The following is a 26540-nucleotide window of genomic DNA, read 5'->3' as shown; positions in this document are numbered from 1 at the left end:
CGAGGATGGGACGCCGATGATGGGTGAGAGTACGCAGTCGCCGCCGGACGGTGGGCACGACGACGCTGCCGGCGTCGACGACGCGACTGATGTACGGGACAGCGAGGACAGCAGCGGTGCGGGCCAGCGGGCCCCGCTCGTCGAACCCCCACGGTTGCGCGTGGAGGAGGACCGGGCGGCCACCAGGCTCGAGTTGTTCTTCGATCTCGCCTATGTCCTCGTCATCCACCAGTTGGCGATCTCGCTCACCGACAGCATGGGCTGGCGGGGCGTGGGTGTGTTCGCCGGGTTGTTCGTGGTCACGTGGTGGTCGTGGGTGACCACGACGCTGTACGCCAACCGCTTCGACACCAACGATGTGTTCTACCGGGTCCTGAAACTGGCCGCGACATTCGCGGTCGCGGTGATGGCCGCGGGTGCCGCGACCGCGGTCGGCGGCGACGGTACCGTGGCGTTCGGGGTGGGTTACATCACGACCCGGGTCATCCTGGCAGCGTTGTATTTCCGGGCTTGGCGACACATCATCGAGGTGCGCGTCACGGTCGACATCTATCTCGCGGCCACCATCGTGAGTGGGCTGATCTGGACGGTCTCGCTGTTCATGCCGTCACCGGTCACCTACATCCTGTGGGCGGTGGGCATTCTCGTAGAGGCGGTGGCGCCCTTCGCCGCGACGCGCTGGGGCCCGGACGTACCGCTACACCTCGAACACCTTCCGGAACGCTTCGGGCTGTTCGTCATCCTCGTTCTCGGCGAGTCGATCTCGGCCATCGTGCTCGGCATGAAGGACAGCCACTGGGCATGGTCGTCGACCGCCGTGGCAGCCCTGGGGTTCACGATCGCCGCCTCCGTCTGGTGGATGTACTTCGACATCGGCGGGGCCGAGGCCAAGGTCGAGATCCAAGACGACGACAGTGCGGTGGGCAGCGGACGGGCCGACGGGTACATCTACGGTCATCTGCCGCTCACCCTGGGTGCCGCTCTCGTGGGGGTGGGTATCGAACAGTATGTGCTCCACCCGATCGGTGAGTTGGAGTCTGCCGGGCGATGGATCCTGTGCGGCGGTATCGCTCTTTTCACTGTGGGGGTCTGCTCGATCCTCGGGTGGAGCTCGGGCAACTGGAAGACCGTGGTCCCCTGGCCCGCGTTGGTCATCCCGGTGGTGCTCGTCGTGGGCGCCGTCGACAACGCTCTTCCGTATGCGTCGGCGGTTGTCCTCGCCGTCGGTGCCGTCATCACCGTGGCGACCGGGGTCGTCCGGCGGCGGCGGAGCCCCGTCGAGACGACCGAGACCTGACCCCCGGCCGACCTCGGGACGGCGCCCGGGTCCCCAGGTCGGCCGGGCTCGACATCAGTGACGCGCTGCCGCGTCGAAGTGGTCTGTGTCGGGGCGCCGGTGATCGTCTGTGGTGGAGTCGCTGTCGGCGCGAAGGACCTCGACGATGCCGAGGTCGGCGAGCCGGGCGTGCTCCTCGACCGACAGCGTCTGGATGCTACCGATGCGGCGCGCCACATCGGGGCGTGCGCGGCGCAGGTACAGGTACCAGCCGACCGCGACGGCCAGGATGGCCGCATACACCAGCGGCAGGACATTGAACGGCCACTCGGGCTGCGGGTAGACGTTGTTGAGGATGACGTAGCCGAGACCGAGCGCGGCGAGACCGGAGACGATGGCACGCACCGGTGTGAGGGCCTTGATCCGATACAGCCAGATCGGCGTCGCGATGACCACGAGAAGGTAGCTGATCAGAAAGCCCCAGTTGGCCACGTAGGCGCCGTAGACATCGAAGACCAGCCGCCCGGCCGAGCTGAACGTCGCGACGACGGCGAACACCAGCGCCACCGCGCCGACGAGGAGAATGCCGACCCACGGCGTGCGATAGCGCGGGTGCGCCTGCGCGAGCACCTTCGGGAGGGCTCCCTCGTGGGCGAGGGTGAACAGTGACCGGGCGGCCGAGGTGGTGACAGCCGTGACGAAGACGATGAACGCGATGGCCACCGCCGCACTCACGACCGGGTTGATCCACGCCACCCCGGTGTCGTCGGCGAGCTGGGGCAGGACGGCCTTGTCCCCGTCGAAACCGTCGAAGTGCAGCACCTGGGGGTAGGTGGCCAGCAGGTAGAGCACCCCGATGATGAGCACGACGCGCAACAGTGCCCGGGCGATCGTGCGGTGCGCATCGCGTGCCTCGGCGCCGAGCGATGCCACGCTCTCGAATCCCGCATAGGCACCCACGGCGGTGACTGCCGCGACGAATGTCGAACTGTCACCCAGATTGGAGAGGCTCAATTGCTCGGCGTCGAACCGGAACCCGTAGGCGACATACGACGCGATGATGATGACGGCGATGGACACCAGTGCCAGCACCTCGAAGGCGAGTTCGTACCTCGCCGCGAGGGTCGCTCCGCGAAGGGGCAGGTAGATGCCGACTCCGACGACGATGACGACGAGGAGCAGCTTGAACCACGTTGCCTCGCTGCCCAATCCGATCTCGAACAGGAACGCGTCGACGTACAGGACGCCGCCGAGGGTGCCGGTGGTGGCGAAACCGATGTACCCCAGCAGCAGGCTGGTGCCCGCGACGAACGCGAATCCCGGGCCGAGACCGTTACCGGTGTAGGTACCCAGGGAACCGCTCGACACCGTGCGGCGGGCCTGGAAACCGATCGTGCCGGCGATCAGCAGAGCGATCACCAGCCCGACGATCGCCGCCCAGGCCGCCCCTTTACCGGCCGCCGTGTACAGCGCGAACGGTACGACGGCAATCGCGACGCTCGGTGCCGCCGCGGCGAGCCCCTGGGCGAACACGCCCCAGGTGCCCAGCGCGTCCTTCTCCAGTCCTGTGGTTTCCGCGGACGTCAGGTTGCGTCCACCGAGGGACAGCGTCGTCGGCGATGGTGCCGGCGAATCCGGGCCCGTTGGAGAAGGCCGGGACGTGCCGGCATCGGTGGTCGGTGGGGTCTCCGCGGATGCGGTCATGACTCCCTGCTTTCTCGAATCGCGATGGCGTCGGAAAACGCTGGCGCGCAGCTGTTTCGATGATTGTCGCGAGGTGATAACGGTCGGGACCGAGTATGCGCGGATTCGGTCGCCGAGAAACTCGTTGCGCTCGCTGCGGTTCTTTCTCCTCGGGTTCGGCGAGAAGTCAGAGCGCCCAGACAGGAGTCGGTGACGCCGCCCGCAGATGCTCACGCAGGGTGTGGGTCTCGTACTCGTGCCGGAACAATCCGCGGCGGCGCAGAATCGGCACGAGCTCGTCCACGATCACGTCCAGGCCGTCGACGAGGACATCCGGCTGCAGATTGAAGCCGTCGATCGCGCCGGAATGGAACCAGTCCTCGATGTGATCGGCCAGCTGGTCCGGCGTCCCGACGAAACCGGCATGTCCGGAACCGGTGTAGCGCGTCTGTGTGAGATATTCCCGCACCGTCGGGTTCGTCCGCCTGATCTGGGCCACGATCGATTCCCGGAAACCCACACTGCCGGTGAAGGTCTGGAGGTCCACCGGGGCGGCCAGCACGTCTTCGGGGAACGGTTCGTCGAGTTCGAGCTTGGCGGCGTCATAGCCGATGGCCTGCGACAGCCATCCGAGCGAGTACGACGCGGGGCCGCGGTCGTGCAGCGCGTCGCTTCGCCGACGAGCCTCCTCTTCCGTGCTCCCCAGGGACAGCAGCAATCCCGGGAGGATCTTGACGTCGTCGGGGGAGCGACCCGCGGCATGGGCCAGCCCCTTGACCAGCCGGTAGTGTTCGATTGCCTTGTCCCGTGTCAGTTCGGCGGCGAACACTCCTTCGGCCACCCGTCCCGCCAGTGCGCGGCCCTTGGCCGAGCCGCCGGCCTGGAAGAGTACCGGATGGCCCTGCCGGGAGGGCGGCACGCGAAGCTGCGCATCCACCGAGAAGAAGTCGCCCCGATGGTGCACCTCCTGTCCGGTCACAGCCGAATCCCACAGCGCGCGAACGACGTCGACGAACTCGGCGGCACGTTCGTACCGGTCGTCGCGGAGCGGGACGTCGGGCAGGCCGAAGTTGCGGGCCGGCGCCGTGCCACGGCTGGTGACGATGTTCCATGCGGCGCGGCCACCCGACGCGTGGTCGAGGGACAACAGCCGTTCGGCGAGTTCGACGGGGTCGTTGAACGTCGTCGAGGCCGTCGACACCAGTCCCACGTTCTCGGTGACCCCGGCGACATAACCCCAGTTCACCGTCGGCTCGAGGTGCGCGGGGTTGGCGTCGTGGGCGGGATCGCCGAGGGCCGGGACGTCGGCGAGGAACAAGGCGTCGAGGGTGCCGCGCTCGGCGGCCGCCCCGATCCGCCGCCAGTACGCGGGGTCGACGAAGGACAAGGCGTCGAGTTCCGGCGACTGCCACGCGGCGGGTAGGTAGCCGAGGACCAGCACGTTGATCCCGAGGATGACGTGTCCGTCGCGGCGCTCGGTCATGGGTACTCCTGAGGATTGTGTCGGGGTGCCGGCGTCGGACCGGGCTCGTCGGTGGCGACTACAGCCACGGATGGGGCTGGGGTACAGCGAAAGCCGGCCGACCGCGGTCGCGCGGGGGTGCCGGCAGGGAGAGGGCCGCGCGCAGGGGCTGCGACCGTTCGGTGGCACGAGCACCGTCGGCCAACCACCGGCGCGCGGTGGACAGCAACTCGGTGAGGTCTGTGTCGGCGCGGGACGCGAGGACGACGCCCGTCGCGTCGCCGGGGAGTGGCTCACCTGGTTCCACGACGGGGACCGGGCCGTTTCCGCCGATCACGAGGTCGACCGCGTCGTCCGCCTCGGGGTCGTGCTCTCCGGCGGCGTACCACCCGATGACGGACGGGCCGTGCGGCGGCTCTGGGACCGTCAGTGGGCCGGCGATCCGGAAGACGCCCTCGACGTCGACGTGTTCGATCTCGTCCGAGCGTACGAAGATCCCCGACTCGCGGTCGCCCACCACCGAGTCCAGTGGCCAGCTACGTTCCAAGGCCCGCACCGCTCGGGCCGCGGCGACCGCGCGACCCGCTGGGGACGTGTCTGCGGCTACCCCGCCGGTGGACACCGACCACGGGTCCCCGGACGCGCCCGCGTGATCTTCGGGTCCGAAGACCACCCCGCTCCGTCCGGTCGACAGGTGGCCGAGGGATGCAACGCGACGGGCGAGGTTGTACGGGTGATCACGACGAGGCGGTGCGGGAACGAGGACTCGCGCAGCCACGGTGCGCGCCAGAAGGACTGCCGCGGCAGCACTCCCGTCGACGATGACCTCAGTGGGACCGGAACGGCCGTCGAGCCGGTCGATCCCGAGGATGGAGAACGCCAGCGGAAGGTCGTCCCACTCGGCCCTCAGCTGCGGATCGTCGAGCAGCCGCAGAACCGCCGTGCCGGTCAGCCCGAGTGCGAGGTAGGGCTCGGCCATCGTCAGTTGCCCTGTCCGCCGCGACCGGCGGCGAAGAGGTCGGGCACCGGATCGGCGCCGTTCACCACCCAGTCCCCGAGGATGCGTGCCTTGTATACACGCGGATTGTGCGATGCGAGGGTCCGCGCATTGCGCCAATGTCGGTCGAGCAACGTGGTGGTCGAGACGCCGGATGCCCCGAGTGCGTCGAACACGGTGGTCGTGGCGTCCAGCGCGGCGTCGATGATCACCAGCTGAGCCTGGTCGGTGGCCACCTGGGAAGTCCGGACTCGCAGTGCGCGCTCGTCGGCGTCGCCGGCAGCGTGAGCGATGGCGAGGCGATCCAACTCGCGTGCGGTCTGCCGCAGAGCCGCCTCCGCGGCGAATGCATGCGCCGACACGCTGCCGATGACCTGCAGCAGCTGGGGATCCGAGGCAGGCACCGGGTCGAGACCATGGGGGTAGTTGCGCCCGCGCGAGCGCAGGGCGATCACGCCGTCGCGCAAGGCCGCACGGATGATCCCGGTCAGGACTGCGAGTATCGCGACCTGGTAGAAGTGCCCCTGGTACACGAACCGCTCGGCGACCGGGAAGACGTTCCCGTCCTCGGCCGGCACGTCGATGTAGTTCGCGCTGCCGCTCGCGGTGGTCTGTTGCCCGAAACCGGTCCAGTCGTCGACGAGTTCGACGCCGGGGTGGTCGCGGCGGACGAGGGCGGTGAGCAGTGCTCCGTCGTCGGTCCGGCCGATGACGTCGAGCCAGTCGGCGAACAGGCTGCCGGTCGCGTAGAATTTCGCCCCGGTCACGCGGTACTGATCGCCGTCGGGCCGGATGGTCGTGGCCATCGCGGCGAGGGTGCCGTTGTTGGCCTCCGTCCAACCGCCGCCCACGAACTCGCCGGCCAGGAATCTGTCGATCCACCGGTCGTTGGCGGCCGATTGCGGTGCGTTGAGCCGGTCCTCGACGAACGCGAGGTGGTTGCGCCAGACGTGGGCCACGTTGGCGTCGGCCTCGGCCAGTGAGGCGAGGAGCGCGAAGGTCTGCTCGAGCGATGCGCCCAGTCCGCCCTGCTCGACGGGGATACGGATCCGGCCCAGGCCCGCGGCCTTGAGCCACGACACCTGGTCGTGGGCGAATTCGCGGTGGCGCTCGCGGTCGATGTTGCCCGCGGCGATGCGTTCGAAGATCGGGGTGAAGCGTTCGTCCAGTTCGGTGTCGGTTGCCGTTGCGGGCTGCAGGTACACCGGCGCGGTCGGCGCCACGGTGTCGGTCATGTGCTCACTGCTTTCTTGTCGGGAGTCTGTCGGGGAACGGGTTCCGGTATCGGCATCGGCCTCAGAACGAGGTTCCGGAGAAGGGCAGCCGGTCGGTGCCGAACAGCACGTCGAGACGACGGATCGCGTCGTCTCGGTGCACGGTGACCCGGCCGACCGCGGCGAGTTGACGCCAGCGGGTGCCGCCGAGGTAGGTGGCGCCGAGCGCGGACACGTCGACCGTGACATCCGGCCGGGCGTCGGTGCGCCGCACAGATTTCGAGCCGATCTCGTAGATGCCGGAGTTGGACGGCAGTTGCGGATCGACGACGGCGACGCACACCGGGTCCTCCTCGGCGTATGCCCGTGCACCGAGCGCCGCCTCGACGTCGATGAGTCGGAGCCAGGTCTCGTCGCGTTCCGGCCCGAGCGTGAGGGACCGGCGGTCGTCGACCGCGACCACGATCGGATCGTCAAGTGGGACAGCCGCGATGTCGATGACGTCCACGAGGTCGAGCGAGAGCAGGTGCCGCCACAGGCCGGCCCGTGCCGAGTCGTTCGCGGCGACGAAGTCGGTCACCGTGATCGTCCGTTCGCTGCTCTCGAACCAGTGGTCGGAGCCCTCGGGGCGGTAGATGACGAAGCCGTCGTCCACGTCTCCGGTGCGGTGCACCGCTACGTGGACGGAGGCCGGATCACCCGCACGACGCAGACGCTGGAGTTCCCACCACGGCTCGGGGAGACCGATCGAGCCCGGCGACTCGACGAGCCCGGCGATATCTCGCAGCCGGCTGGTGGTCACCGCGTCGTCGACGAGGACGATCCGGCCTCCCTCCGGATGTGTGGGTCGGAGACGGGCACGCCGGGCATCCACCCGCACCGAGCGGGCGCTGCTCGCCACTCCGTAGCCGAAGCGCTCGTAGATGACCGCCTCCGACGCGCGCAGCGTCGCTACGACCTCTCCACGGCGTGCGAGGTCGTCGAACTGCGCTGCGAGCAGCCGTCTGAGCACGCCGCGGCGCCGGTGCGTCGGCAGCACGCCGACGTGCGTCACGGCGGCGTGGGGTACCCGGGTGCCGCCGGGGACCACGAGATACCCGCTGTAGGAGTCGGTTCCGCCGATCACCCGGCCCTCGTCGAGCGCGCCGATGTACCGCCCGGGGTCGGTGATCGTGGCGGCGTCGAGAGTCAACGGCGGTAGTCCCACCATGGAGCGGAAGAAGGCGCCGAGCGCCGACCGCACTTCCTCTGGCGTCGACAGGTTCCGGATCTCGAGGGTCACTCGCCCGAGTATCGGCGTGCGGGCGATGGAAATCGACTGTTTCGCGCGCCGAGATTCGATTGTCCAGATTGGGAATCATAGTGTGTGGCAACCGAATATGAGACGCCAACCAGGCCGATATTCCTTCTGCCCGACATCGGATCGCGTTGAATCGAAGACATGCCGAAGAACGCGCCCGCCCCGTAGCGTCGTCCCCCGACGTGCGCTGGCGATCGCGGCGCACCCCTTCGAGGAACGGCCACAGCACCATGCTCATCGAACGGATCCGTCGTCGCGGCGTCATCGTTGCCGCCCTGACACTGTCGGTCGCGGTCATCGCGACCGCCTGCGGAGGAGGAGGTGATTCGATCTCCTCGAAGAACCCCACCGACACCTTGGTGGTCGGTCTCTACACGGAACCGACGGCGATCGACCCGCAGCGCGAGTACTTCTGGGAGACCTTCCGCGCGTCACGGAACATCTACGAGCCGCTGGTGCAGGAGGTGCTGTCGAGCGACCAGGGCGTCACGGAGTTGGCACCGGGGCTCGCGACCGCGTGGCGACACACTCCCGACGCCACCACCTGGACATTCGACCTCCGACGCGGAGTGAAGTTCCACGACGGAACGGACTTCGACGCTGCCGCACTCGACTTCAACGTCAAGCGGTTCACCGACCCCGGCTTCGAGTTCTACGACGAGAAGAGTGCCGCGATGCTCAAGGCGCGCTTCAACGACCTCGAGAGCACCCGCATCGTCGACGATCACACCTACGAGTTCACGTTCAACCGCCCGTACCTGGGCTTTCCCCGTCTGCTCGCCCAGTCCATCGGTTCGCCGCTGATCTTCAGTCCCGCGGCCCTGCGGGAGTACGGCAACGACGGCCTGTCCGAGCATCCGACCGGCACGGGGCCGTATCGATTCGTCGAGCGCAAGATCAACGACCACATCACTGTCGATCGCTTCGACGGCTACTGGGGTGAGTCTCCCGCGCTCAAGCGCCTGGTGTTCCGCACCATCCCCAACAACCAGAGCAGGCTCGCCGCGTTCCAGAGTGGCGAGATCGACATCCTCACCCGAGTGCAGCCGACCGATGTCGAGTTGCTCGAACGGCAGGGCGCGGTGGTGCCGAAGGGGACCGGGGCGCAACTGGACTACGTGTCGTTCCTGTTCGGCAACAAGTGGGCGCAGAATCCCTCGGTGCGCGAGGCGGTCTCGCTCGCCATCGACCGGCAGGGTCTCGCCGACAACATCTACTCCGGTCACGCCCAGCCGTTGTGGTCGTTCCTCAATCCCGGCAACGAGGCATACGACGCGAACCTCCGGAACTACTCCTACGATCCCGAGCGTGCGCGAGCGGTGCTCACCGAGGCCGGCGTCGGGAACGGTCAGGTGTCGTTCAACATCATCGCCGATCTCGCGGGTCAGCCCGAGGCAGAGGCCATCTCGGCGAACTTGAAGGCCGTCGGGATCAACGCGCCGGTGGTCGCGCTCGAGCGCGGCAACTACTCGTCGCGCATCTCCAACCCGCAGCCCGACGACGGCTTCCATCTCGGCGAGTACGGCGGCACCTACCCGGAGTGGGCCCTCGAGGGATTCAACTCGACCGTTGTCGCCAATGGCGGTGAGCGCTACGTCGACTACCCGGCGATCACCCGTGCTCTCGACGCCGCGCGGTACACAGCCGATCCTACTGTCCGGATCGCCAACTGGCAGAACGCCGACGAGGTCATCGCCGCCGATCACGCGGTGATCCCCACGGTGAACTTCACCCGCTATTACGCGATCTCGCCGCAGGTCCGCGGATTCGTCTGGTCGAACACGAACTGGTACGACCTCGGTCCGGTGTCGAAGGAGGGCTGATGTCGACGACCCTGTTCACGAACGAGACCGTCGCCCGGCCCGGACCGCCTCCGCCGCAGCCCGGAGAGCCGGTGGAGGAGCGGCCGGGCCGGTTGGCCACGATCCGTCGCGCGGCCCGAAGACACCGTCTCGCGCTCCGGATCTCGGGCCGCGTCCTCCTCCTCGTGCCGGTGCTGTTCGTCATCTCGATCCTGGTCTTCGTCCTCGGGAAGGCCAGTCCGGGTGATCCCGTCAAAGCGAGCCTGCACGGCGTGCTCTCGCCCGACGCGGTGGCCGACCTCCAGAAGGCCTTCGGACTGGACGACCCCGTGGTGGTCCAGTACCTCACGTGGCTGTCGAGTCTGTTCACCGACGGCGGTGGACGCTCGATCATCAACGGCTCGACAGTGTTCGACACCTTGGGTACGGCGTTCGGCAACACCCTCGTCCTCACCGCGGCCGCGGCGCTCGTGTTCGTGGTCTTCGGCGTGTTCATCGGGACGGTGGCTGCACTCAACCACAACCGGTTCGTCGACCGGGCGATCATGCTGCTCGTGCAGGTCGGCTCCAACCTGTCGGTGTACTGGTTCGGGCTGCTGTTGATCTGGCTGTTCGCCCTGGAGTGGAAGGTGCTGCCCGCCACCGGCATGCGTGACGCCTCGGGCGACGGGGGAGCCGGCGACCTGTTCCATCACCTCATCCTCCCGGCGTTCTCCGCCGCGCTCATCTCCATGCTGATCCTGGCGCGCTTCGCCCGTGCCGGGGTCATCGAGAGCATGGAGTCGGACTACATCCGGACGCTGCGCAGCCAGGGCATGCCGCGACGGCGGATCCTCGTCAAGCACGTGGGGCGCAATGTCGCGCCGATCATCGTCACCACCACCGGTCTCGAGGTCGGGACACTCCTCAGCGGTGCGGTGTTCGTCGAGTTCGTCTTCAGCTGGCCCGGTGTCGGCACCGACCTGATGAACGCCATCAGTGCGCACGACTATCCCGTCATCCAGGGCGGCGTCATGTTGGTCACCGTGGTGTTCGTCCTCGTCAACCTCGTCACCGATGTCGTCGGCGACCTACTCGATCCGCGCCTGAGGAGCTGACGTGTCCCTGTCCGAGGAATCAGTCGACCGCACGGTCGACGCCGGCGTCCCGGTCCCTCGACGTCGGCCGCGGCGCCCGGCGTGGACCCATCACCGGCAACTCGTCGTCGCGGTGTCGGTGCTGGCGGCGGTCATCGTCGTATCGGTGCTGGCGCCGTGGATCGTGCCCCATGACCCCACCGTCGGCGATCCGGCGTCGCGGTACCTGACACCGGGCACCGAGGGTCATCTGTTCGGTACCGACGAGCAGGGTCGCGACATCTTGAGCCGCCTCATCTGGGGTGGTCGGGCGACGATCGGGCCGACCGCGATCGCCACCTCGGTCGCGGTCCTGATCGGGTCGGTGATCGGCCTGCTCACCGGATGGTCGCGATCGTGGCTGTCCTCGGCGGTCATGCGCATCACCGACATCCTGTTCGCCTTCCCCGTCGTCATCGTCGCGTTCGCACTGGCCGAGGTGATCGGGATGGGGGTCTGGCGCCGACGGAGCCCAGGGCCAGCCATCCGATGACCAACAGGGCTGGCAGAATCCATCGCAGGCGACTGACTCGCCGAGAAGGGGTGGGTGGGTTCACGGGGCTTCCGTTCGTTGGTTGCGGCGGGCCGGGGACAGCACCATGATGTTCAGCAGGCTGAACAATTGCAAGTCTGTGCGGTGTGACAACGAGAATCGGCAGGACACGATGGACGACGGGATGGACGGGTGGCCGACCGGCCGGCTGCTGTCGGCGGCGGCGAGACTTGTCGAGCATGCCTGGGAGGCCGTGCTGCGGGAGTACCACATCTCCAGCGCCGGACTCGTCGTACTGCACGTGGTGAGCACCGGGCCGGCCACCCAGCGCGAGATCGCCAAGAAGGCGAGGGTGACCGACCAGACGGCGAGCCGCACCATCGAACGACTGGAACGCATGGGTTATGTGCAACGCCAGATCGACCCCGACGACGAGCGCCGCAAGCACGTGAGCTCGACGCCGGCCGGGACCGAGGTCTATCACGCTCTGCTCGAGCGCGAGCGAACCGATCCGGCACTGATCGCGTCCATCGGTGAATCCGAGCCGGAGCTCCGCCGGTTGCTACTCGAATTGATTCGCGTGCAACAGGATCGGGGCGCGGGTTCACCATGACGCGGGGCTGGGCTCAGCCGGCGTCGCGGGCGGCTTCGAGTCCGGCGACGAGCGCGTCGACCTTGGCGCGGTTGTCGGCAGACGTCATCAGGCCGACGAACGGCGGACGCGAGAAGGTGAGGGTGACCTGGAGGAGTTGTTCGCGTTCGCCGCCGAACAGCTTCTTCCGCCGGTCGATCTCCGTGATCTCCGCGGAGACGAACGAGGCCGCCGGCAACCGGGTCTTCGATGTGCCACCCCGGAGTTTTTCGAACCAGTCCCCGTCGAGCACGACCGTTTCATTCGACAGACCATGGATCTCGAGCACCTGTTACCCCTCGTCCCTGCGGATGTGTCGTCATCACGATATCCGGCGCGACCGTCGACGCCGAGGTTTGCGGGAGATCGTATTACGTTGTCCTGCGACGGCGGTGCCCGCTACAGTGCCGACCGTGCTTCATCGACCTCGTCGGCGACCCTTGGCTCACCGGCAGAAACGCGTTCGGGGACATCGTGGCTGAGGTGAGACTAAGACCGTGCGAGCCGGCCGACACCGACCGTCTCGTGGCCGTGTGGCGTTCGGCGGTCGAAGCGACGCATCATTTTCTGACTCCCGCGGACATCGACGGCTTTGCGGATCGACTCGCGCGGGACTTCTTCCCGGCGGTGGAGCTGGTCGTCGCGGAGGTCGACGGGGTCGTCGTGGGCTTCAGTGGCACCGCCGACAACCGGCTCGAGATGTTGTTCGTCGACTCGGCCGCCCACGGGCGGGGCGTCGGCACGGCGCTGCTCGATCATGCGGTCGAACACGCGGGCATCGACGAGCTCGACGTCAACGAACAGAATCCGGGTGCGGTGGAGTTCTATCGCCGCAGAGGATTCGAACAGGTGGGACGCTCGCCTCTCGATTCCGACGGCCGGCCGTTCCCGCTGCTGCACCTTCGGCGGCCCGGGATTTCGTAGCAATAGTCGGCGCCATATCCCCACTGTCACTACAAGATCGGGCGGCTCACCATCGGATGTGACGGACGGCAACGGTTGCTCGGCGCAGCTGATATCGCGCCGAAGTCAGTCGCGGACGGACGAGCTCGAGTCCGGCAGCGTCGGCGATGTGTTCGACCACGTCGTCGACGCTGCGTCCGTCCGTGGGTACGTGGGTTGCGAATCGGTCCTCGCGTAGCGCAGCAACGCATCTCTCCGTCTGGCGCATCGCCCAGGTCTCGTCGACGCCGACGATGGAGCCGAGCCGGTGAGCGAGGCGTGCTCTGAGCCGTCGATGGATCACCTCGACGGAAGCCGTCAGACTGTAATGCCTGAGATCGACATCGTGGTCGACGAGTCCGCCGATGATCTCGTCGAAATAGTCGGTGTCGACGAGCGTCATGGGAACGATCACAGGGCAGCCGCTCGACCGATCAGCGTCGGCGAGGATTTGTGTGACACTCGTTCGCCACTGCGGTAGATCCTGGAAATCGTCGCGCCGAGCAGCCGGCAGCATCTTGTGCATCGCGAATCCGATGAGTTCGGGATCTGCCACATGCGACGCGGACAGCCGGCGGTGGAGTTCGTGGGCGGTCTGTGTCTTGCCGACGCCAAAGGCGCCGTTGATCCAGATCAGCATGCGCCGAGGCTACCGGCGGGTGGGCACGTCGCAGACCGAGGCGACCGTCAACGCCGGCCGGCGTCAGGAGTCGTGACGCCGGTCCTTCTTGGTCTGACGGCGCGCGCCGGCCGCGATAGTCGACGCCTCGTACTTCTTCCGGCCCGGCGAATCGCGCGTGTCGTCCGTACGGATTCGTCCCGACGAGTTCACCTTGCCCTTACCGTCGATCGCGTTCTTGTCCGGTTTGCCGCCCTTGCCCGACGCTGGTTCATCGTTACGCGCGCGTGCCAGTCTTTCCGCCTTCAACTCGAGCGCGGCGTCGCGGGAGACCCGAGCCAGTCGCCGACTCACTCGACTCAGCGCGTCCTCGAACACCTCGGCTTTCGCGGCGTTCCGGACATTCGCCGCCTTGGCGCTGCCACGGCCGCCCTTGGCCTTGACCTTCTCCGCTCCTGCTCGGCGATACAAGGTGACGTATTTGTTGCGTGCGCGGCGGATGCGGGAGTGGAGGTCGATCAGCCCGTCCTCGTCGAGCCCGGCCATCTGGGACTTCTTGGTCTCACGGACGAGAAGATAGTCGCTCTCGGACAGAGAATTCAGAGTCTTCTTCATGCCGGTCCTCGCTCACCACATCGTCCGATTGTGCACTGATGGTAGATCTCGGCGTCCGTTTCGACGTCGGTTTCCACCTGATCCACGCGAGATGGTTGCCGGGGTCAGCTACCCGAGGGTGCTGGTGGATCCCCCATCGGCCGGTCGTAGGCCTTCTCGACCTCTGGGCGAAGTCGGGCGTCCTCGACCGCCTTTCGGGCGGCGGTTGTCCACATCTGCGTGACCATCGGCAGGTAGTAGGTGGCCGGCGACCCGAGGATGTAGGTGACGTTGCCTTCGACGAAGGTCTTGTTGGCCGGATCGTCGAGCCCGATCATGCTGTAGTCGTTGTGGACGGGTCGGCCTTCGCCCTGTCCGCCAACAGAGTTCGACGCGCTGTGGTTGCGACGAGCAGCGTCGGTCATCAGATCACGATTGGGTGCGTCGGCCCAGTAGTCGTACTGTCTCGCAACGACCTTGACGGTGTACCGGGTGTCGTCAGGGAAGTTGTTCCCGCCATAGTCGGCCCGGCATCCGCCTTGATTGGCGCAGCCGTTGTACTTCGATTCGAGATCACCGGTCAGCACGAACATCACTGTGGCGGGGTCGATGTCGCTGGTCGGTCCGTATGTGCGTAGCCAGTCGTCTTGAACTTGCGCACCCTGACTGTGGCCCACCACGATCTTCCGCCCTGGGATCTCGTGCAGCATCTCGTTGAGCTTGTCTCGTCCGCGGTGGGTGTTCGTCGCGCCCGGGAAGTTGTTGTACGGCACGTTCACAACGTGATTCGGTGCTGCGAACAGCTCCCCGCGGAGCCAGTTCATCGGTAGCGACCGAAACGCCGGGTCCAGTGTCAGGACCGTGGCACCTCCAGGGCCCGGTGCCGCGCCGGCGACGACCGGCGACCATTGTCCGATCCCAATTGCCAGTATCAGGACCAGAATTACCCGCATATGTCGTTTCATCGTCTATTCGCCGCCTTGAGGTCTCACCACTGTCTATCACACCGAGAATTGACACCGGAACGAATGAAAATAGGGACGGCGGTCCGTATGAGCGCAATTCGCTGTCGTCGTGGTTCCAATAGGCCTGATCGTCCACGATGACTCTTCCGGCTTCATGCCGGGCAACAGCTCGGTTGCCGCAAAAGCGGATGAGAGCCTGTCCGCAGCTGGTCAGGTGATCGACGCGATCGCCTTGTCGGCGGCCGTCGGTGCGAAATAGTCGATGACCGGCAGCAGTGTACGTACGGCAGCCGGCGCCACGGAGGTCGGACGGTGGGTGATCGCGCGGACGATCCACCGGCCGGCCTCGTCAACGCTGAGCGCCGGAGTGTTGTCGTATTCCGCTGTGGGCGAGATCATCTCGGTTCGTACTAGTGGAAAGTAGACGTTCGTCGCCCGAACGTGTGGGTGAGGGTTTTCCGCGTTGAGGCTCCGGCCGAAGATGGCCAGTGCGCTCTTCGACGCAGCATAGGCCGAGAACCTGGGAAAGGTGTTCGCCATGATTCCCCACGTGCACACGTTGACGATGTGTCCTGACCGACGGTCGATCATGTCCGGCAGCAGGCCGAGAGACAGTTGGACGGGGGCGAGATAGTTGAGACGGATGGTGCGCTGGTAGTCGTGCAACCGGTCGGTGGAGTCGAGGATGGTTCGTCGGATCGAATGGCCCGCGTTGTTGACCAGTACGTCGACCGGTTCCTGTCGGAGTTCGTCGATCAATTCAGCGGTCGAGGCCTCGTCGGAAAGGTCGCAGAGTCTGTAGTCGCAGCCGGTCTCGTCGGACAGCTCGCTCAGTTTTTGCCGACGTCGTGCCACGGCCACCACATGCGCGCCGCGTGCGGTGAGCTGTCGTACGGATTCCCGTCCGATCCCCGCCGAGGCGCCGGTCACGACGACGGTGAGTCCACGGACACTGCGTCCTTCGCCGGTGATGGCCTCGGAGACTGCCCGAGGTAGCAGCGTGCGGCGCTGCAGTGCCATACCGACGCTCCTGCCGAGAACTGCCGTCAGATCAGTTCTGATCCTGCTCACCGGGTCTCCTCTTCTGATCACGTCAATGCCGCCCACCGGGGGATCGTGTCGACGACCTGACAGCGGCCCCGACCGGTCGCCGAGCCGCCTCTGGCCGCTCAGTCTCCTCCGCCACCCGAGCTTCCGCCGGAGGAATCAGAACCGCCGTCGCCCGACCAGCCGCCATCGAATCCGAACCAACCCGAGGACGAATCCGAGCTCTGGGCATGTCGACGCCGCCGCGTCGGCGTCGGACGCGGACCCTCCGGATTCCCGAGCCCCGACCGGTCGACCGACGTCGGTTGATCCCGTCCGAACTCGCGGATCGCCGTAGGCAGCACGAGAGCAAAGACGAAGAGCACGGTGAGTACGACGATGATCAACCAGTCCGGTGCCCCGAGCAGCGCGGCAACCATGGTGCTCCCGATCGCGACGAAGACCAGAATCGCTCCCAACGTGATACGCGGCAATGTGCCCTCCTCGGTGATGGCGCACACGTAGCGTGGCGCCTCTGATCCCGACAGGTTAAGCGGTCCTTCGACCCTCCTGTTGCCGAACTCCACAGGTGGCAGGCGCCGCCGTGTAGCCATCACCCAGCCCCGACCTCGTGGGCATTCTGGGGCGCGCTCGTCGAGTTGACGCGTCCGGGATCATGGGGGCATGGAGACGCAATACGAGGCATGGCCCGCGCTACCGGTGGATTCGTGGATCGATACCAGGGACACAGTGCAGTTGTGGACCCAGATCGTCGGCAAGACGCGCCTGGCTCTCGGTCCGGAGGTCAATCACTGGTGGGGAGTGCCGTTGTATGTCGACGCCCGAGGACTCACCACATCGCTGATGGCCGTCGGAGGCCGCGGTCTCGAGATCCGCTTCGACTTCCTGGACCACGAATTGCTCCTCTTGGTGACCGACGGAACCACTCGTCGAATGAAGCTCGAACCTCGGACGGTGGCCGACTTCTACACCGAGTACACGTCCCACCTCACCGATCTGGGTTTCGACATCGACATCGTCGCGACCCCCGTCGAATTGCCCGAGGCGACCCCGTTCGCCGAGGACACCGCCCACTCGTCGTACGACGCAGAGGCCGTGTCGAGGTTCTGGCGGTCGCTCGTCAGTGCTCATCGTGTGTTGTCGACGTTCCGCGGCGAGTTCCGGGGAAAGTCGTCACCAGTGCACTTCTTCTGGGGCGCTTTCGATCTGGCGGTCACGCGTTTCTCGGGACGCAGTGCGCCGCAACATCCCGGTGGGGTGCCGAATTGTCCCGACTGGGTGATGCACGAGGCTTACAGCGACGAGGTGTCGAGCGCGGGATATTGGCCAGGCGGCGCCGTGGAGGGCGCCTTCTACGCATACGCGTACCCGCATCCCGAGGGCTACGACACCCACCCTGCGGTCGAGGCCCCGGCCCGCTGGGATGCCGCGCTGGGGGAATACGTGCTGCCGTATCACCTCGTGCGCCAAGCCGAGGACCCAGACTCCATGGTTCTGAACTTCCTTCGGCAAACCCATCAGGCGGCGGCGGAGACCGCGGGCTGGGAGTAGGCGCGGGCCAGGCCATCGACAGTCGGGACCGGACACCCGGACTTCGTTTCGTCGACGCGACTTCGGTCGGGGTCGCGTCGACGAAACGAAGTCTGCCAGTCCGATGCCCGCAGCCCGCAGCCTCGGGTCAGGATCGAGACACCGGCGGGTCGGTCAGTCGGCCAGTAGCGAGTCCAGCGTCTCGAACGCCGCGCGCCAGCCGGCGGCGGCGTAGTCGTATTGCTCGTCCGTGAGGTTCCCGCCGGTCTGGCTGAACCGGAGTTCGGTACCGGCATCGACGGCGATGAAGTCCGCGGTGAGAAGTTCGCGCTCGTCACCGGGCTCGTCCGTCATCGTCAGCACGAGCTTGTTCGGTCGCGCAACCTCCACGTACTCACCACGCCAATGGAATTCGGGCATTTCTTCCGCGACGATCATCGTTGCGGCCCAAGTGCCGCCGGATCGGGCGTCGAGCGCGACCGACTCGACGGGCACCTCGTTTGTGCTGCCGCCGAACCAGGTCGCGAAGAGCGCCGGTGTCGTCCACGCGTCGAACACCGCGTCAGGGGAAGCTCCGAAGATATAGGTGAGGGTCGCCCCGGTCGCGTCGGTCATCGTGAGCCTGCCTTCTGGTCGTCGATGTCTGTGGACATCGGTCTGCCTCGGTGCGGACGACGTTGTCCACACCGAGGCAGACCCTCGCGACTGTCAGAATTCATCGGCGCGCGCGGTTGTAAGGCCGGGCGACGGCCGAGTGGAGGGCTTTGGTCGGGATTTATTGTCCTGCCGGTGTCCTACTATCGGACCATCGACGTTTCGGGTGGCTCCGAGATCGACTCTGTGTCTGTCTGATTCGCGGGGGTCGCGTTGCCGCGTAGACGATCGAGAATGGACTGCGCGGTCAGCTTGCCCGGGCCGATGACGACCAGGATCAGAAGCGCCCAGCAGAAGAGCGCCGAGGACTCACCGTCGTTCTGAATCGGCAGCAGCCCGTCGCCCTGGTGCTTCCAGAAGTAGGCCACCGCCATGCTTCCCGCACTGACGAACGCCGCAACCCGGGTTCCGACGCCGGTCATGATGAGCAGTCCGCCGACCACCTGGATCGCGGCGGCCCACCACGACGGCCACGCGCCGAACTCTGCTGTCGAGCCACCGTACGGTTCGATCGGCCACGCGAACAGCGTCGTCGTCCCGTGACAGAAGAAAAGGAAACCGACGACGATGCGGTAGACGCCGATCAGCCACGGACGAGCACTCTCAGTTAAGGCAAGCATTGCCTAACTATTGCACGGTGGTCTCGTTTCACGACTGCTTTAGCGACCCACATCACATGCGCTCTTCTACGCCTCCCGGGGTGTCACCTGCGGCGCGTCGGCTCCTGGGCTCCCGTCGTGTCGAGATTCCCGCAGGATGGCGAAGGTGCTGGTAGCCTACGAATCCGATGGACGAAAGCGCCCGTCGCGGAACGAACTTCGACGGTGTATTAGGTTCATTCGGCTCGGCGATTCAATCGAGACAAAGAGAAGCTGTCGTGAACGACAATCAGCGCGCCGGTGGCAGAGCGCCGGCTATGGTTCCGTCCGCGACAGCGGTCGAAGAGGCGCTGGACCGAGCGGGCGGTCCCCGTCGTCGCGAGGCTGACGAACTTATCGCACTCTTGGAAGACATCACCGGGCAGACACCGGTGGTGTGGGCCGGGCGCATGGTCGGCTTCGGCGAGTATGAGTACCGCTACAACAGCGGACACGGTGGTCGGGCACCCGAACTCGCCTTCGCGACAGGTCCGAAAACCCACACCATCTATCTGGTCAGCGATTTTGCCTCACGATGGCCAGACCTCATCGACAGACTCGGTAAGACCCGCGCCGGCAAATCGTGCTTGCACCTCACGCGATTGAAAGACGTTGACCGTGAGGTGTTGAGGACACTTCTCGAGCGCTCGCTGGCGGAGACCCGCGCTTCTCACGACAGTTGAGGTGTGCGTACGCGTGCGCTGTCAGCGCTGCCGTCGCCCCAGATCACGAGTTCATGCGCACCCTCTGCGATCACAGCTCCTGGTCGCCGCCGCGCAGCACGACGCAGCGGGCGATGATCGTCGGTCGCAGCGATCGTCGTACGTGACTGATCTATGCCGCTGACCGGCGACACGGACCGGAACGCCGACACGGGTAGTGCGAGAGTTGTGCGAGTATCGGCCGGGTGACCCGAATCAGACGCTGGACGCGGTGTGCGGTCTTGGGGCCCCCGCTGCTTCTGGTGGTCGGGTTCGCGTCCATGGCGGTGCTCAACGAGGTCGCCAATCCTTCGTCGGCGCTGGATGTGACCGCCACCTGGGCGTTGCTGATGACACTCGGTGCGCTGTTCTATCTGCCGGCTCTCGTGGCTGCCGGGCTGGCCGTTTCAGTACTCACCGCCCTGCCGTTGGCCGGAAGAATCATCGCGACCACGGGGTTGCTGTGGACCACCGTGGTGTGGACCGTCGCGGTGGCCGACATCGCACGCATGACATTCGATCCGCAGCCCTACGACGAATTCGCCTGGGTCCCAACCCTTACGGCCGCCGAGCTGCTCGTGTTCACCGCACCGTACGTCGCCATGTCGGTGATCAACGCCATCACGGTCTGGGTGTTGTGGTGGCCAGTCCGCGGCCGGTCGGTCGTCGCGCGGGGCTGAGGTCGAGTCCGCTCGCCGTCGGGCGGTGTCCCCGCATCGCTACTCCCGGAGATAGCCGGTCAGCGGGTCGATGTCAGAGAGGAACTCAGTGATCGACTCGCGATGTTCGGCAATGGTCGGAAGGGGGAGTGGAAGCGGCGCGGGCGGGAGCCCGTCCCCACTGTTCCATGCGACGCACGGTGCGCTGGAGTCGAAGCCGTACCCGGGATTCGGACCTGACACCCACCTGCTCGAATACCCTCCGTCAGCCCGGATACTCACCTGGAACAGCTCGCCGTTGACGACGAGATCGACCGGGCCGTCGGCTTGCGCCGGACGCCAGTCATCGGGATAGGTGTCGGCTTGCATCGGACGAGTCTCCTCTCAGTGGTCGGTCTCACCGGGTAGGCCGGAGGTCGGGGTTGTCTTTCGGTTGCAGGCGTGCGAGATCGCGGAACCACTCGTTCCCGTGCTCGTTCATCACTCGAACGCTAGAGACTCGATGTGCTCAACGCATCGCAATACTTCGCAGCAGGCGTCCGGGCGTAGGCGGCGTCAAGAGTGCTGGGCCGACCCGTGCAATCGGCCCACCCGCAGACGACGGGAGGGCGTTGTCGGTGATCCGTGGCGGGGCAGGTGACTCTGCTCGATGGTCATTCGCGGCCAGGGCGGTTGCCGGAGGACTGCAGCCGATCCCAGTGTGGCCGCGACGAGGCCGGTGATCACTCCGATGAGTGCCACTCGACCGCTGTCGACGGCCGGGGTCCAGGTCGTGACGCCGCCGGTCACCGTATAGGCGCCGACGGCGACCGGCCGGCCGCGGAACCCGCGGCGCGACACCGGGATCATCGTGGTCTGCTCATCGATCGTGATCGGGTCGTCGAAATACGTGCCGCGACCGGCGGCGGGCTCGCTGACCGACATCAGGTCTCCTCGAGTTCGGTGCGGGTGATCAGGTGCAACCAGTATCGGATGCCGAGACCTCGAACGGGCGGGAATGCCAACGCCGGCGGGGGAGCGCACCACCCGCGTGATGCGAGGCGCCGGCTGGGCCGAGAAGTCAGCGCGCGGTACAGCTCGCTCTGCGACGATGGTCTGATGCTGCATCACATCCTCGGCGAGCTGGACCCCTCATGAACCACCTAGCTTCACCCACGTGGCTGAAGTCGGCTCTGCGCGTTCGCAGTACATGGCGTCGCGGGATGCCTACGGCCCAACTTCGGATGAACCTGGCCCCAGAGGCGGTGTGGGCAACGCTCGTCGATGTGCAGGACTGGCCGCGATGGGGTCCCACCGTCTCGGGTGCGCAGGTGGAAGGTGCCGGCGGGTTGACGCTTGGGACCACAGGGACCGTCACGACCATCGCGGGAGTTCCACTGCCGTTCGAGATCACCGAGTTCGTGGAACATCGATCCTGGGCGTGGAAGGTGGCAGGAGTGAACGCGACCCGTCACGAGGTGATCGCGGTGCCGGGTGGCTGCGTCCTCAGTTTCGGTGCGCCGGTGTGGGCGATCGGGTATCTGCCGGTGCTGGCTGTTGCCTTGCCACGCATCGAACGGATCGCCTCTGAAAAACTGAACAAACCGTGACATGAATCGACACGGGGCACGAGTGATGGTTCGCGGCAGAATTCGCCCAGCGAAATCGCTCGATTCATCATCGTTCGCGGGACACTGGTGAGCGAGTAGCCGCGACATGACGCTCACAGGTGCGTCGTTGGGCCGTTCCGGCGACGAGAACCTCTCTTACTCAGCATGATCACCGATACACTCACGTCCAGCCGGCGCCTGCTCATGGCCGCCGAACGGTGGTGACGACGGAGGCCGGCGTATGGCGGAGAGCGGTAGACGATCGGGTTGGGTCAAGGGTCTGGCGATTGTCGTCGGAGTAGTGATTATGTATGTCGCGGTGCTGGTGGCGTACGCCGCAGGCGGTGCCGGTGGCGACCCGGATACGAACGAACCCGCTGCCAACGAGGTCCTGGTCTATCTGGACATCGACTCGGTCGATGGTGCGGCGTTCGAGGTCGGGGGCAACGTCTCGGTCTATGCCGGCAGCGATCTGCTCGACGAGCGCGGAGAGCTCAGGGAAGATATCACCGTCGATGTCTCACCGAGAGTCTCGGCCGCTGAATTGCAGTTCCCCGCTGGTACACGCCCGGGCGCCCTGCCGGTGACCTTGTACAGCAACGGCGACATCCGACACTGGCCGTTCGACAGCTATGTGTCCGACTCCGTGACGGTTCAGGCCTTCGGGCCGAACGACGTGGAGTTGCCGACGGACGTCGTGCTCACCGATTCGCTCATCGGCTGGAACATCGAAGCCGGAGACACGCCCTCCTCCGGCGGAAAGGCCTTCACGATCTCCTCGTCGAGAACGGCCGGATCGTTGACCTTCGATCTCGCGTTGTGCGTGATGCTGGTTGTCCTGCCGATCTGCACGCTGTTCGTCTCGATCCAAACGGTTCGCCGTCGCAAGGCATTTCAGCCCCCGATGGTCACCTGGTTCGCGGTGATGCTGTTCGCTGTGCTGCCGTTGCGCAACATCTTTCCCGGTACGCCCCCATTCGGGTCGTGGGTCGATTACTCAGTGGTGCTGTGGGTCCTCGGCGGTCTCGTTGCATCGCTGGCGCTGTACGTGATCGCCTGGTGGAAGCAGGCTCCCTGATCGGACCCGGCGGCCGGACCGCGAGTTGTGGGACCGCGGGTCCTGCTGCTGTCAGTCGGTCGGTGGAGTGGTGCTGAAGATCGGCCAGTAGATCTCGGTCGTGGTGATCGATGTCGGGTTTGACGGCGTACCGCCGACGTAATGTTCGCGGATCGGCCCCGGGCCGCTGATCAGATGCTCGTTCACGTAGACCCCCAGGGCCCCGTAGCTGCGGTCGATGCCCTCATGGCCACCGGAGTGGGTGAGCACTGCGAATTCGGCCCGGGGCAAGACCTCGGCACGGATGCCCTCTGGGGGAGTCGCGGACTCCGGTGCGGGTACGAAGAGGGTTGCCTCACCTCGTGATTCGACGAACAGCGCTCGATCGTAGAGGCCGCCCGGCACGATTGCGGACGTGGCGCCTCCCACCGTGGCGACGGCGTTCCGCAGCGTCCTCAGCGTCGCCGCGAACCACCCGTCGAGTTCGGAGACCTCGAGGGTGGCACCAATGGACCATACGGCGAGCGCGGGTTCATGCCGGACCGCCACCACGGTGGGGGTGTGCACGGGAGAAAGTAGTTCGCGCAGTGCGCCGACGGTGTCACGAGTCTGCTGCAGCTGGACCTCCATCTGCTCGAGATGAGTTGCGATGATCTCGGTGCGGGCCGCTGCGTCGTCGGTGCTCAGTAGCGCCTTGACGTCGGGTATGGACATTCCGAGAGATCGGAACCGGCGGATGATATGCGCATGATCGACCTGGCTGGTGTCGTAGAACCGGTAGCCCGTGCGGGAATCGATGTGGGTCGGTTGGAGAATGCCGATGTCGTGGTAATGCCTCAGGGCCTTCCGGCTCAGGCTCGTCATCACTGCGAAGTCGCCGATCGAAACCTGTGCGCCCATCGCGTCCTCCTGTGATCCGTCGCGCGTGTTACCACTCGAGGGACATCCTGCAGTCTGCCCCTGGGGGAAGGTCAACATGTCGGTGCAGTCCGACGAACTGCGGCGTTCACAGTTGACTTTCCCGTAAGGGGAGACTCCATCGTTGGGTCATGACCACAGAATGGCATGCTCTCCCGGACACCATAAAGACGTTCATGACCGCGCTCGACGCCCGAGAGGACGACCGTGCGTCCGCCACGTTCGCCGCCGATGCCGTCGTGACCGACGACGGCCGCGACTACCGGGGCCGGGATGAGATCGAAGCATGGCTGGCCGACTCGGTCAGCGAGTACACCTATACGTCCGAGTTCACCGGCGCAACCACGACCGCTGAGATCGTCGACGTCGGGCAGCACCTGCACGGTGACTTCCCGGGCGGCGTCGTCGACCTGCACTACCGCTTCACGTTGCGCGACGCGCTGATCAGCCGGTTGGTGATCGAGCCATGACGCGGCGATGGTTCATCACCGGGGGCACGCCGGGTGGCTTCGGGGTTGCGTTCGCCGAAGCTGCACTCGAGGCGGGGGGCCGCGTTGTGCTCACGTCCCGGCGTCCGCACAAGTTGGTGACGTGGGCCGAGCAGTACGGAGACCGCGTGCTCGTCGTACCGCTCGACGTCACCGATCCCGCGCAGGTGCAGCGAGCGGTGGGTGCAGCCGAGGAGCACTTCGGCGGTATCGACGTGCTGATCAACAGCGCCGGCCGCGGCTGGTTCGGATCGATCGAGGGTATGGACGAATCGTCGGTGCGGGCGATGTTCGAGCTGAACTTCTTCGCAGTGCTCTCCGTGACGCGCGCCGTACTGCCGGGCATGCGTGCCCGCGGCGACGGATGGATCGTCAACGTGAGCTCGGTGGCGGGGCTTGTCGCGGCGACCGGCTTCGGCTACTACAGCGCGACGAAGTTCGCGATCGAAGCCGTCACCGAGGCGCTCCGTGAGGAGGTCATGGCGCAGGGGATCTCGGTGCTGGCAGTCGAACCAGGAGCATTCCGCACGAACGCCTACGCCGGCTTCGCCGACGAGCCGGTGTCGGAGCCGATTCCGAAGTACCACGAGATGCTCGAGCAGATCCGCGCAGCGTTCGTGGACATGGACGGTAGACAACCCGGCGACCCGCGACGCGGCGCCCGTGCGGTGATCGCTGCCATCGACCAGGACCAGCCTCCCCGTCGGCTGATCCTGGGCAGTGACGGTTTTGATGCCGTGACCGACACGCTGGAAGCGGCGTTGACGGACATCCGAGCCAACGAGGACCTCTCCAGGGACGCGGACTTCCCCGAAGATGTGTAACCCGTCAGCGCGTGGACGCCGCGCGTCCGACTCAGTGCGGTCCGCGATGTCGCGTAGCTGTCACATTCGCGGCACCGTCGGTGTCTCGAGGATGACCACCTCGAACACCCGACGGAAGGCAGGACCATGAACACCACCGACATCATCGGATTCGACGACACGAACGCCAACGGGCATCGGACGCACGTTGTCGTCCTCGGCGCGGGCTACGCCGGCGCGATGGCGGCCAACCGGCTCCGGCGGAATCCCGCTGTCGACGTCACGGTCGTGAATCCGCAGCCGTTCTTCGTGCAGCGCATACGGTTACATCAGTTCGTATCGGGTACCGGTGATCCGAAGGTCGGTTTCGACGACGTGCTGGCCGACGACGTGCGCGTCCTCGTCGACACCGCCGTGCGCATCGACGTGCGCGGGCGCCGGGTGCAGCTCGCCTCGGGGGCTTGTCTCGACTACGACTACCTGATCTACGCGATCGGGACCCGCCGTCGCACTCCGGAGATCCCGGGAGCGGCGGACCATGCCCTGTCCATCGCCGATTGGGCGGGCGCACAACGGATACGGGAACGCGTCGAGGGCCTCGCGGCGAATGACATGATCACGGTCGTCGGCGGGGGACTCACCGGAGTCGAGTTAGCTGCCGAACTCGCCGAGACCGGGCACGATGTCCGGCTGGTCGGCGGCGGGGGGATCGCGACCTCGGTGAGCGCCAGGGCCCGGCGCGCCACGCGGACGCAACTGAACCGACTGGGTGTCGACGTCGTGGACCGGGGACGCGCCGTCGAGGTGGGGGAGCGGACCGTCAGCGTCGAGATCGACGGCCAACGGATGGTCTTGTCGAGCGCGGCAACGATTCTCGCCACGGGTTTCGAGGCTCCCGAGTTGGCCGCCGACAGCGGTCTGGTCGTCGACGAGATCGGCCGGTTGCGCACCGATGCGACCCTGGTTGCCGTCGGTGACGACCGGATCGTCGGCGCGGGGGATGCGGTTGCGGTCGAGGGCATGAGTTTGCGGATGAGTTGCCAGGCCGCCGAGCCGCTCGGTGCTCAGGCCGCTGATGCCGTCCTCGCGAAGATCGGCGGTGAGCAGCCGAACGCTGTCGACCAGGGTTTTGTCGCGCAGTGCGCCAGCGTCGGCCGCCACGCCGCCACCCTGCAGTTCACGCACCGCGACGATTCGCCTGCGCGAGCGGTCGTGACCGGTCGTGTTGCGGCCTGGGCGAAGGAGCTGGTGTGTCGCGGAACGGTGCAGAACATCCGGCGTGAGGCCGCTCGGCCCGGTAGGTTCAGCTGGTTCGGTGGGGCGAAGGTGACGTCAACCGAACCCGAACCGGTCGCGCGCTGAC

Annotated in this window: 29 protein-coding genes and 1 pseudogene; 14 read left to right on the top strand and 16 right to left on the bottom strand. The window is 66.4% G+C overall.

The window, feature by feature from the left end; genetic code table 11:
* Window positions 1-16 precede the first annotated feature (16 nt).
* A complete protein-coding gene (locus AC3B5T_RS20845) occupies window positions 17-1297 on the top strand; it encodes a low temperature requirement protein A (protein WP_014926931.1) in 1281 nt (426 codons plus the stop codon).
* A gap of 54 nt (window positions 1298-1351) precedes the next feature.
* Here the strand turns inward: AC3B5T_RS20845 and AC3B5T_RS20840 are convergent, their stop codons facing one another.
* The 5 genes from AC3B5T_RS20840 to AC3B5T_RS20820 form a co-directional block, all read right to left on the bottom strand.
* Window positions 1352-2980 (bottom strand): APC family permease, encoded by a 1629-nt coding sequence (locus AC3B5T_RS20840; protein ID WP_014926930.1) that lies wholly within the window; start codon window positions 2978-2980, stop codon window positions 1352-1354.
* Window positions 2981-3146: 166 nt separating this feature from the next.
* On the bottom strand, window positions 3147-4442 hold the full coding sequence (locus AC3B5T_RS20835; RefSeq protein WP_488357878.1) for an NtaA/DmoA family FMN-dependent monooxygenase: 1296 nt from the start codon (window positions 4440-4442) through the stop codon (window positions 3147-3149).
* 58 nt (window positions 4443-4500) lie between these two features.
* Window positions 4501-5400 (bottom strand): N5,N10-methylene tetrahydromethanopterin reductase, encoded by a 900-nt coding sequence (locus tag AC3B5T_RS20830; RefSeq protein WP_488357877.1) that lies wholly within the window; start codon window positions 5398-5400, stop codon window positions 4501-4503.
* Between the two features lie 2 nt (window positions 5401-5402).
* The gene (locus AC3B5T_RS20825; RefSeq protein WP_014926927.1) at window positions 5403-6653 is read right to left on the bottom strand and encodes an acyl-CoA dehydrogenase family protein; all 1251 of its coding nucleotides are present in this window, start codon (window positions 6651-6653) and stop codon (window positions 5403-5405) included.
* A 61-nt stretch (window positions 6654-6714) separates the two neighbouring features.
* Entirely contained in the window at window positions 6715-7914 is a 1200-nt protein-coding gene (locus AC3B5T_RS20820; protein ID WP_488357876.1) for a GNAT family N-acetyltransferase, read from the bottom strand.
* Between the two features lie 248 nt (window positions 7915-8162).
* Between AC3B5T_RS20820 and AC3B5T_RS20815 the strand changes: the two genes are divergently transcribed.
* The 4 genes from AC3B5T_RS20815 (at window position 8163) to AC3B5T_RS20800 (ending at window position 11955) form a co-directional block, all read left to right on the top strand.
* On the top strand, window positions 8163-9755 hold the full coding sequence (locus AC3B5T_RS20815; RefSeq protein ID WP_488357875.1) for an ABC transporter substrate-binding protein: 1593 nt from the start codon (window positions 8163-8165) through the stop codon (window positions 9753-9755).
* Window positions 9755-10831 carry an ABC transporter permease gene (locus tag AC3B5T_RS20810; protein ID WP_488357874.1) on the top strand — a complete coding sequence of 359 codons (1077 nt, stop codon included), beginning with the start codon at window positions 9755-9757 and terminating at the stop codon, window positions 10829-10831. The genes AC3B5T_RS20815 and AC3B5T_RS20810 overlap by 1 nt, the downstream gene beginning before the upstream one ends.
* A 1-nt stretch (window position 10832) precedes the next feature.
* Window positions 10833-11342 (top strand): ABC transporter permease, encoded by a 510-nt coding sequence (locus tag AC3B5T_RS20805; protein WP_488357873.1) that lies wholly within the window; start codon window positions 10833-10835, stop codon window positions 11340-11342.
* Between the two features lie 172 nt (window positions 11343-11514).
* Window positions 11515-11955, top strand: coding sequence for a MarR family winged helix-turn-helix transcriptional regulator (locus tag AC3B5T_RS20800; RefSeq protein WP_035717329.1), 441 nt, complete (start codon window positions 11515-11517; stop codon window positions 11953-11955).
* Window positions 11956-11968: 13 nt separating this feature from the next.
* Here AC3B5T_RS20800 and AC3B5T_RS20795 read toward each other — a convergent pair whose 3' ends face one another.
* Complete coding sequence (locus AC3B5T_RS20795) at window positions 11969-12262, bottom strand: hypothetical protein (RefSeq protein ID WP_044506737.1); 294 nt, start codon at window positions 12260-12262, stop codon at window positions 11969-11971.
* A 194-nt stretch (window positions 12263-12456) separates the two neighbouring features.
* Here AC3B5T_RS20795 and AC3B5T_RS20790 point away from each other — a divergent pair, with 194 nt between their 5' ends.
* Window positions 12457-12897 (top strand): GNAT family N-acetyltransferase, encoded by a 441-nt coding sequence (locus AC3B5T_RS20790; RefSeq protein WP_488357872.1) that lies wholly within the window; start codon window positions 12457-12459, stop codon window positions 12895-12897.
* A gap of 46 nt (window positions 12898-12943) precedes the next feature.
* Here the strand turns inward: AC3B5T_RS20790 and AC3B5T_RS20785 are convergent, their stop codons facing one another.
* The 5 genes from AC3B5T_RS20785 to AC3B5T_RS20765 form a co-directional block, all read right to left on the bottom strand.
* On the bottom strand, window positions 12944-13555 hold the full coding sequence (locus AC3B5T_RS20785) for an AAA family ATPase (protein WP_488357871.1): 612 nt from the start codon (window positions 13553-13555) through the stop codon (window positions 12944-12946).
* Window positions 13556-13618: 63 nt separating this feature from the next.
* Complete coding sequence (locus AC3B5T_RS20780) at window positions 13619-14149, bottom strand: hypothetical protein (protein ID WP_488357870.1); 531 nt, start codon at window positions 14147-14149, stop codon at window positions 13619-13621.
* A 104-nt stretch (window positions 14150-14253) separates the two neighbouring features.
* Entirely contained in the window at window positions 14254-14952 is a 699-nt protein-coding gene (locus AC3B5T_RS20775) for a PE-PPE domain-containing protein (RefSeq protein ID WP_231632673.1), read from the bottom strand.
* A gap of 351 nt (window positions 14953-15303) precedes the next feature.
* Window positions 15304-16113 carry an SDR family NAD(P)-dependent oxidoreductase gene (locus tag AC3B5T_RS20770; protein WP_488358791.1) on the bottom strand — a complete coding sequence of 270 codons (810 nt, stop codon included), beginning with the start codon at window positions 16111-16113 and terminating at the stop codon, window positions 15304-15306.
* 149 nt (window positions 16114-16262) lie between these two features.
* Window positions 16263-16613: a hypothetical protein gene (locus AC3B5T_RS20765; protein ID WP_488357869.1), complete on the bottom strand. Its 351-nt coding sequence runs from the start codon at window positions 16611-16613 to the stop codon at window positions 16263-16265.
* A gap of 190 nt (window positions 16614-16803) precedes the next feature.
* Between AC3B5T_RS20765 and AC3B5T_RS20760 the strand changes: the two genes are divergently transcribed.
* The gene (locus tag AC3B5T_RS20760; protein ID WP_488357868.1) at window positions 16804-17691 is read left to right on the top strand and encodes a DUF5996 family protein; all 888 of its coding nucleotides are present in this window, start codon (window positions 16804-16806) and stop codon (window positions 17689-17691) included.
* A 153-nt stretch (window positions 17692-17844) separates the two neighbouring features.
* Here AC3B5T_RS20760 and AC3B5T_RS20755 read toward each other — a convergent pair whose 3' ends face one another.
* Window positions 17845-18285, bottom strand: coding sequence for an SRPBCC family protein (locus AC3B5T_RS20755; protein ID WP_055475429.1), 441 nt, complete (start codon window positions 18283-18285; stop codon window positions 17845-17847).
* Between the two features lie 182 nt (window positions 18286-18467).
* Complete coding sequence (locus tag AC3B5T_RS20750) at window positions 18468-18944, bottom strand: DoxX family protein (RefSeq protein ID WP_488357867.1); 477 nt, start codon at window positions 18942-18944, stop codon at window positions 18468-18470.
* Window positions 18945-19111: 167 nt separating this feature from the next.
* Here AC3B5T_RS20750 and AC3B5T_RS20745 point away from each other — a divergent pair, with 167 nt between their 5' ends.
* Window positions 19112-19645, top strand: a complete 534-nt coding sequence (locus AC3B5T_RS20745; RefSeq protein ID WP_488357866.1) for a DUF1801 domain-containing protein — start codon at window positions 19112-19114, stop codon at window positions 19643-19645.
* Window positions 19646-19869: 224 nt separating this feature from the next.
* Complete coding sequence (locus tag AC3B5T_RS20740) at window positions 19870-20343, top strand: hypothetical protein (RefSeq protein WP_488357865.1); 474 nt, start codon at window positions 19870-19872, stop codon at window positions 20341-20343.
* Between the two features lie 39 nt (window positions 20344-20382).
* On the opposite strand, the gene AC3B5T_RS20735 is transcribed toward AC3B5T_RS20740, so the two are convergent.
* Both AC3B5T_RS20735 and AC3B5T_RS20730 read right to left on the bottom strand, forming a co-directional pair.
* On the bottom strand, window positions 20383-20691 hold the full coding sequence (locus tag AC3B5T_RS20735) for a hypothetical protein (protein ID WP_010842515.1): 309 nt from the start codon (window positions 20689-20691) through the stop codon (window positions 20383-20385).
* Window positions 20692-20970: 279 nt separating this feature from the next.
* Window positions 20971-21246: pseudogene (locus AC3B5T_RS20730) on the bottom strand (hypothetical protein); the annotation flags it as partial.
* Between the two features lie 278 nt (window positions 21247-21524).
* Here AC3B5T_RS20730 and AC3B5T_RS20725 point away from each other — a divergent pair.
* Together AC3B5T_RS20725 and AC3B5T_RS20720 are read left to right on the top strand one after the other, a co-directional pair.
* Window positions 21525-21911, top strand: a complete 387-nt coding sequence (locus AC3B5T_RS20725; RefSeq protein WP_035717284.1) for an SRPBCC family protein — start codon at window positions 21525-21527, stop codon at window positions 21909-21911.
* A 307-nt stretch (window positions 21912-22218) separates the two neighbouring features.
* Complete coding sequence (locus AC3B5T_RS20720; protein WP_488357864.1) at window positions 22219-22989, top strand: DUF4436 family protein; 771 nt, start codon at window positions 22219-22221, stop codon at window positions 22987-22989.
* Between the two features lie 51 nt (window positions 22990-23040).
* Here the strand turns inward: AC3B5T_RS20720 and AC3B5T_RS20715 are convergent, their stop codons facing one another.
* Complete coding sequence (locus tag AC3B5T_RS20715; protein ID WP_055475430.1) at window positions 23041-23868, bottom strand: MerR family transcriptional regulator; 828 nt, start codon at window positions 23866-23868, stop codon at window positions 23041-23043.
* A 149-nt stretch (window positions 23869-24017) separates the two neighbouring features.
* Here AC3B5T_RS20715 and AC3B5T_RS20710 point away from each other — a divergent pair, with 149 nt between their 5' ends.
* The 3 genes from AC3B5T_RS20710 to AC3B5T_RS20700 all read left to right on the top strand — a co-directional run bounded on the left by AC3B5T_RS20710 (window position 24018) and on the right by AC3B5T_RS20700 (window position 26539).
* Entirely contained in the window at window positions 24018-24356 is a 339-nt protein-coding gene (locus AC3B5T_RS20710) for a nuclear transport factor 2 family protein (RefSeq protein ID WP_055475431.1), read from the top strand.
* Complete coding sequence (locus AC3B5T_RS20705) at window positions 24353-25198, top strand: oxidoreductase (RefSeq protein WP_488357863.1); 846 nt, start codon at window positions 24353-24355, stop codon at window positions 25196-25198. The genes AC3B5T_RS20710 and AC3B5T_RS20705 overlap by 4 nt, the downstream gene beginning before the upstream one ends.
* Window positions 25199-25324: 126 nt before the next feature.
* Entirely contained in the window at window positions 25325-26539 is a 1215-nt protein-coding gene (locus tag AC3B5T_RS20700; protein WP_488357862.1) for an NAD(P)/FAD-dependent oxidoreductase, read from the top strand.
* Window position 26540 lies beyond the last annotated feature (1 nt).

The sequence above is a fragment of the Gordonia sp. G4 genome, assembly GCF_057770005.1.
This window is presented reverse-complemented; position numbering and strand designations above follow the sequence as displayed.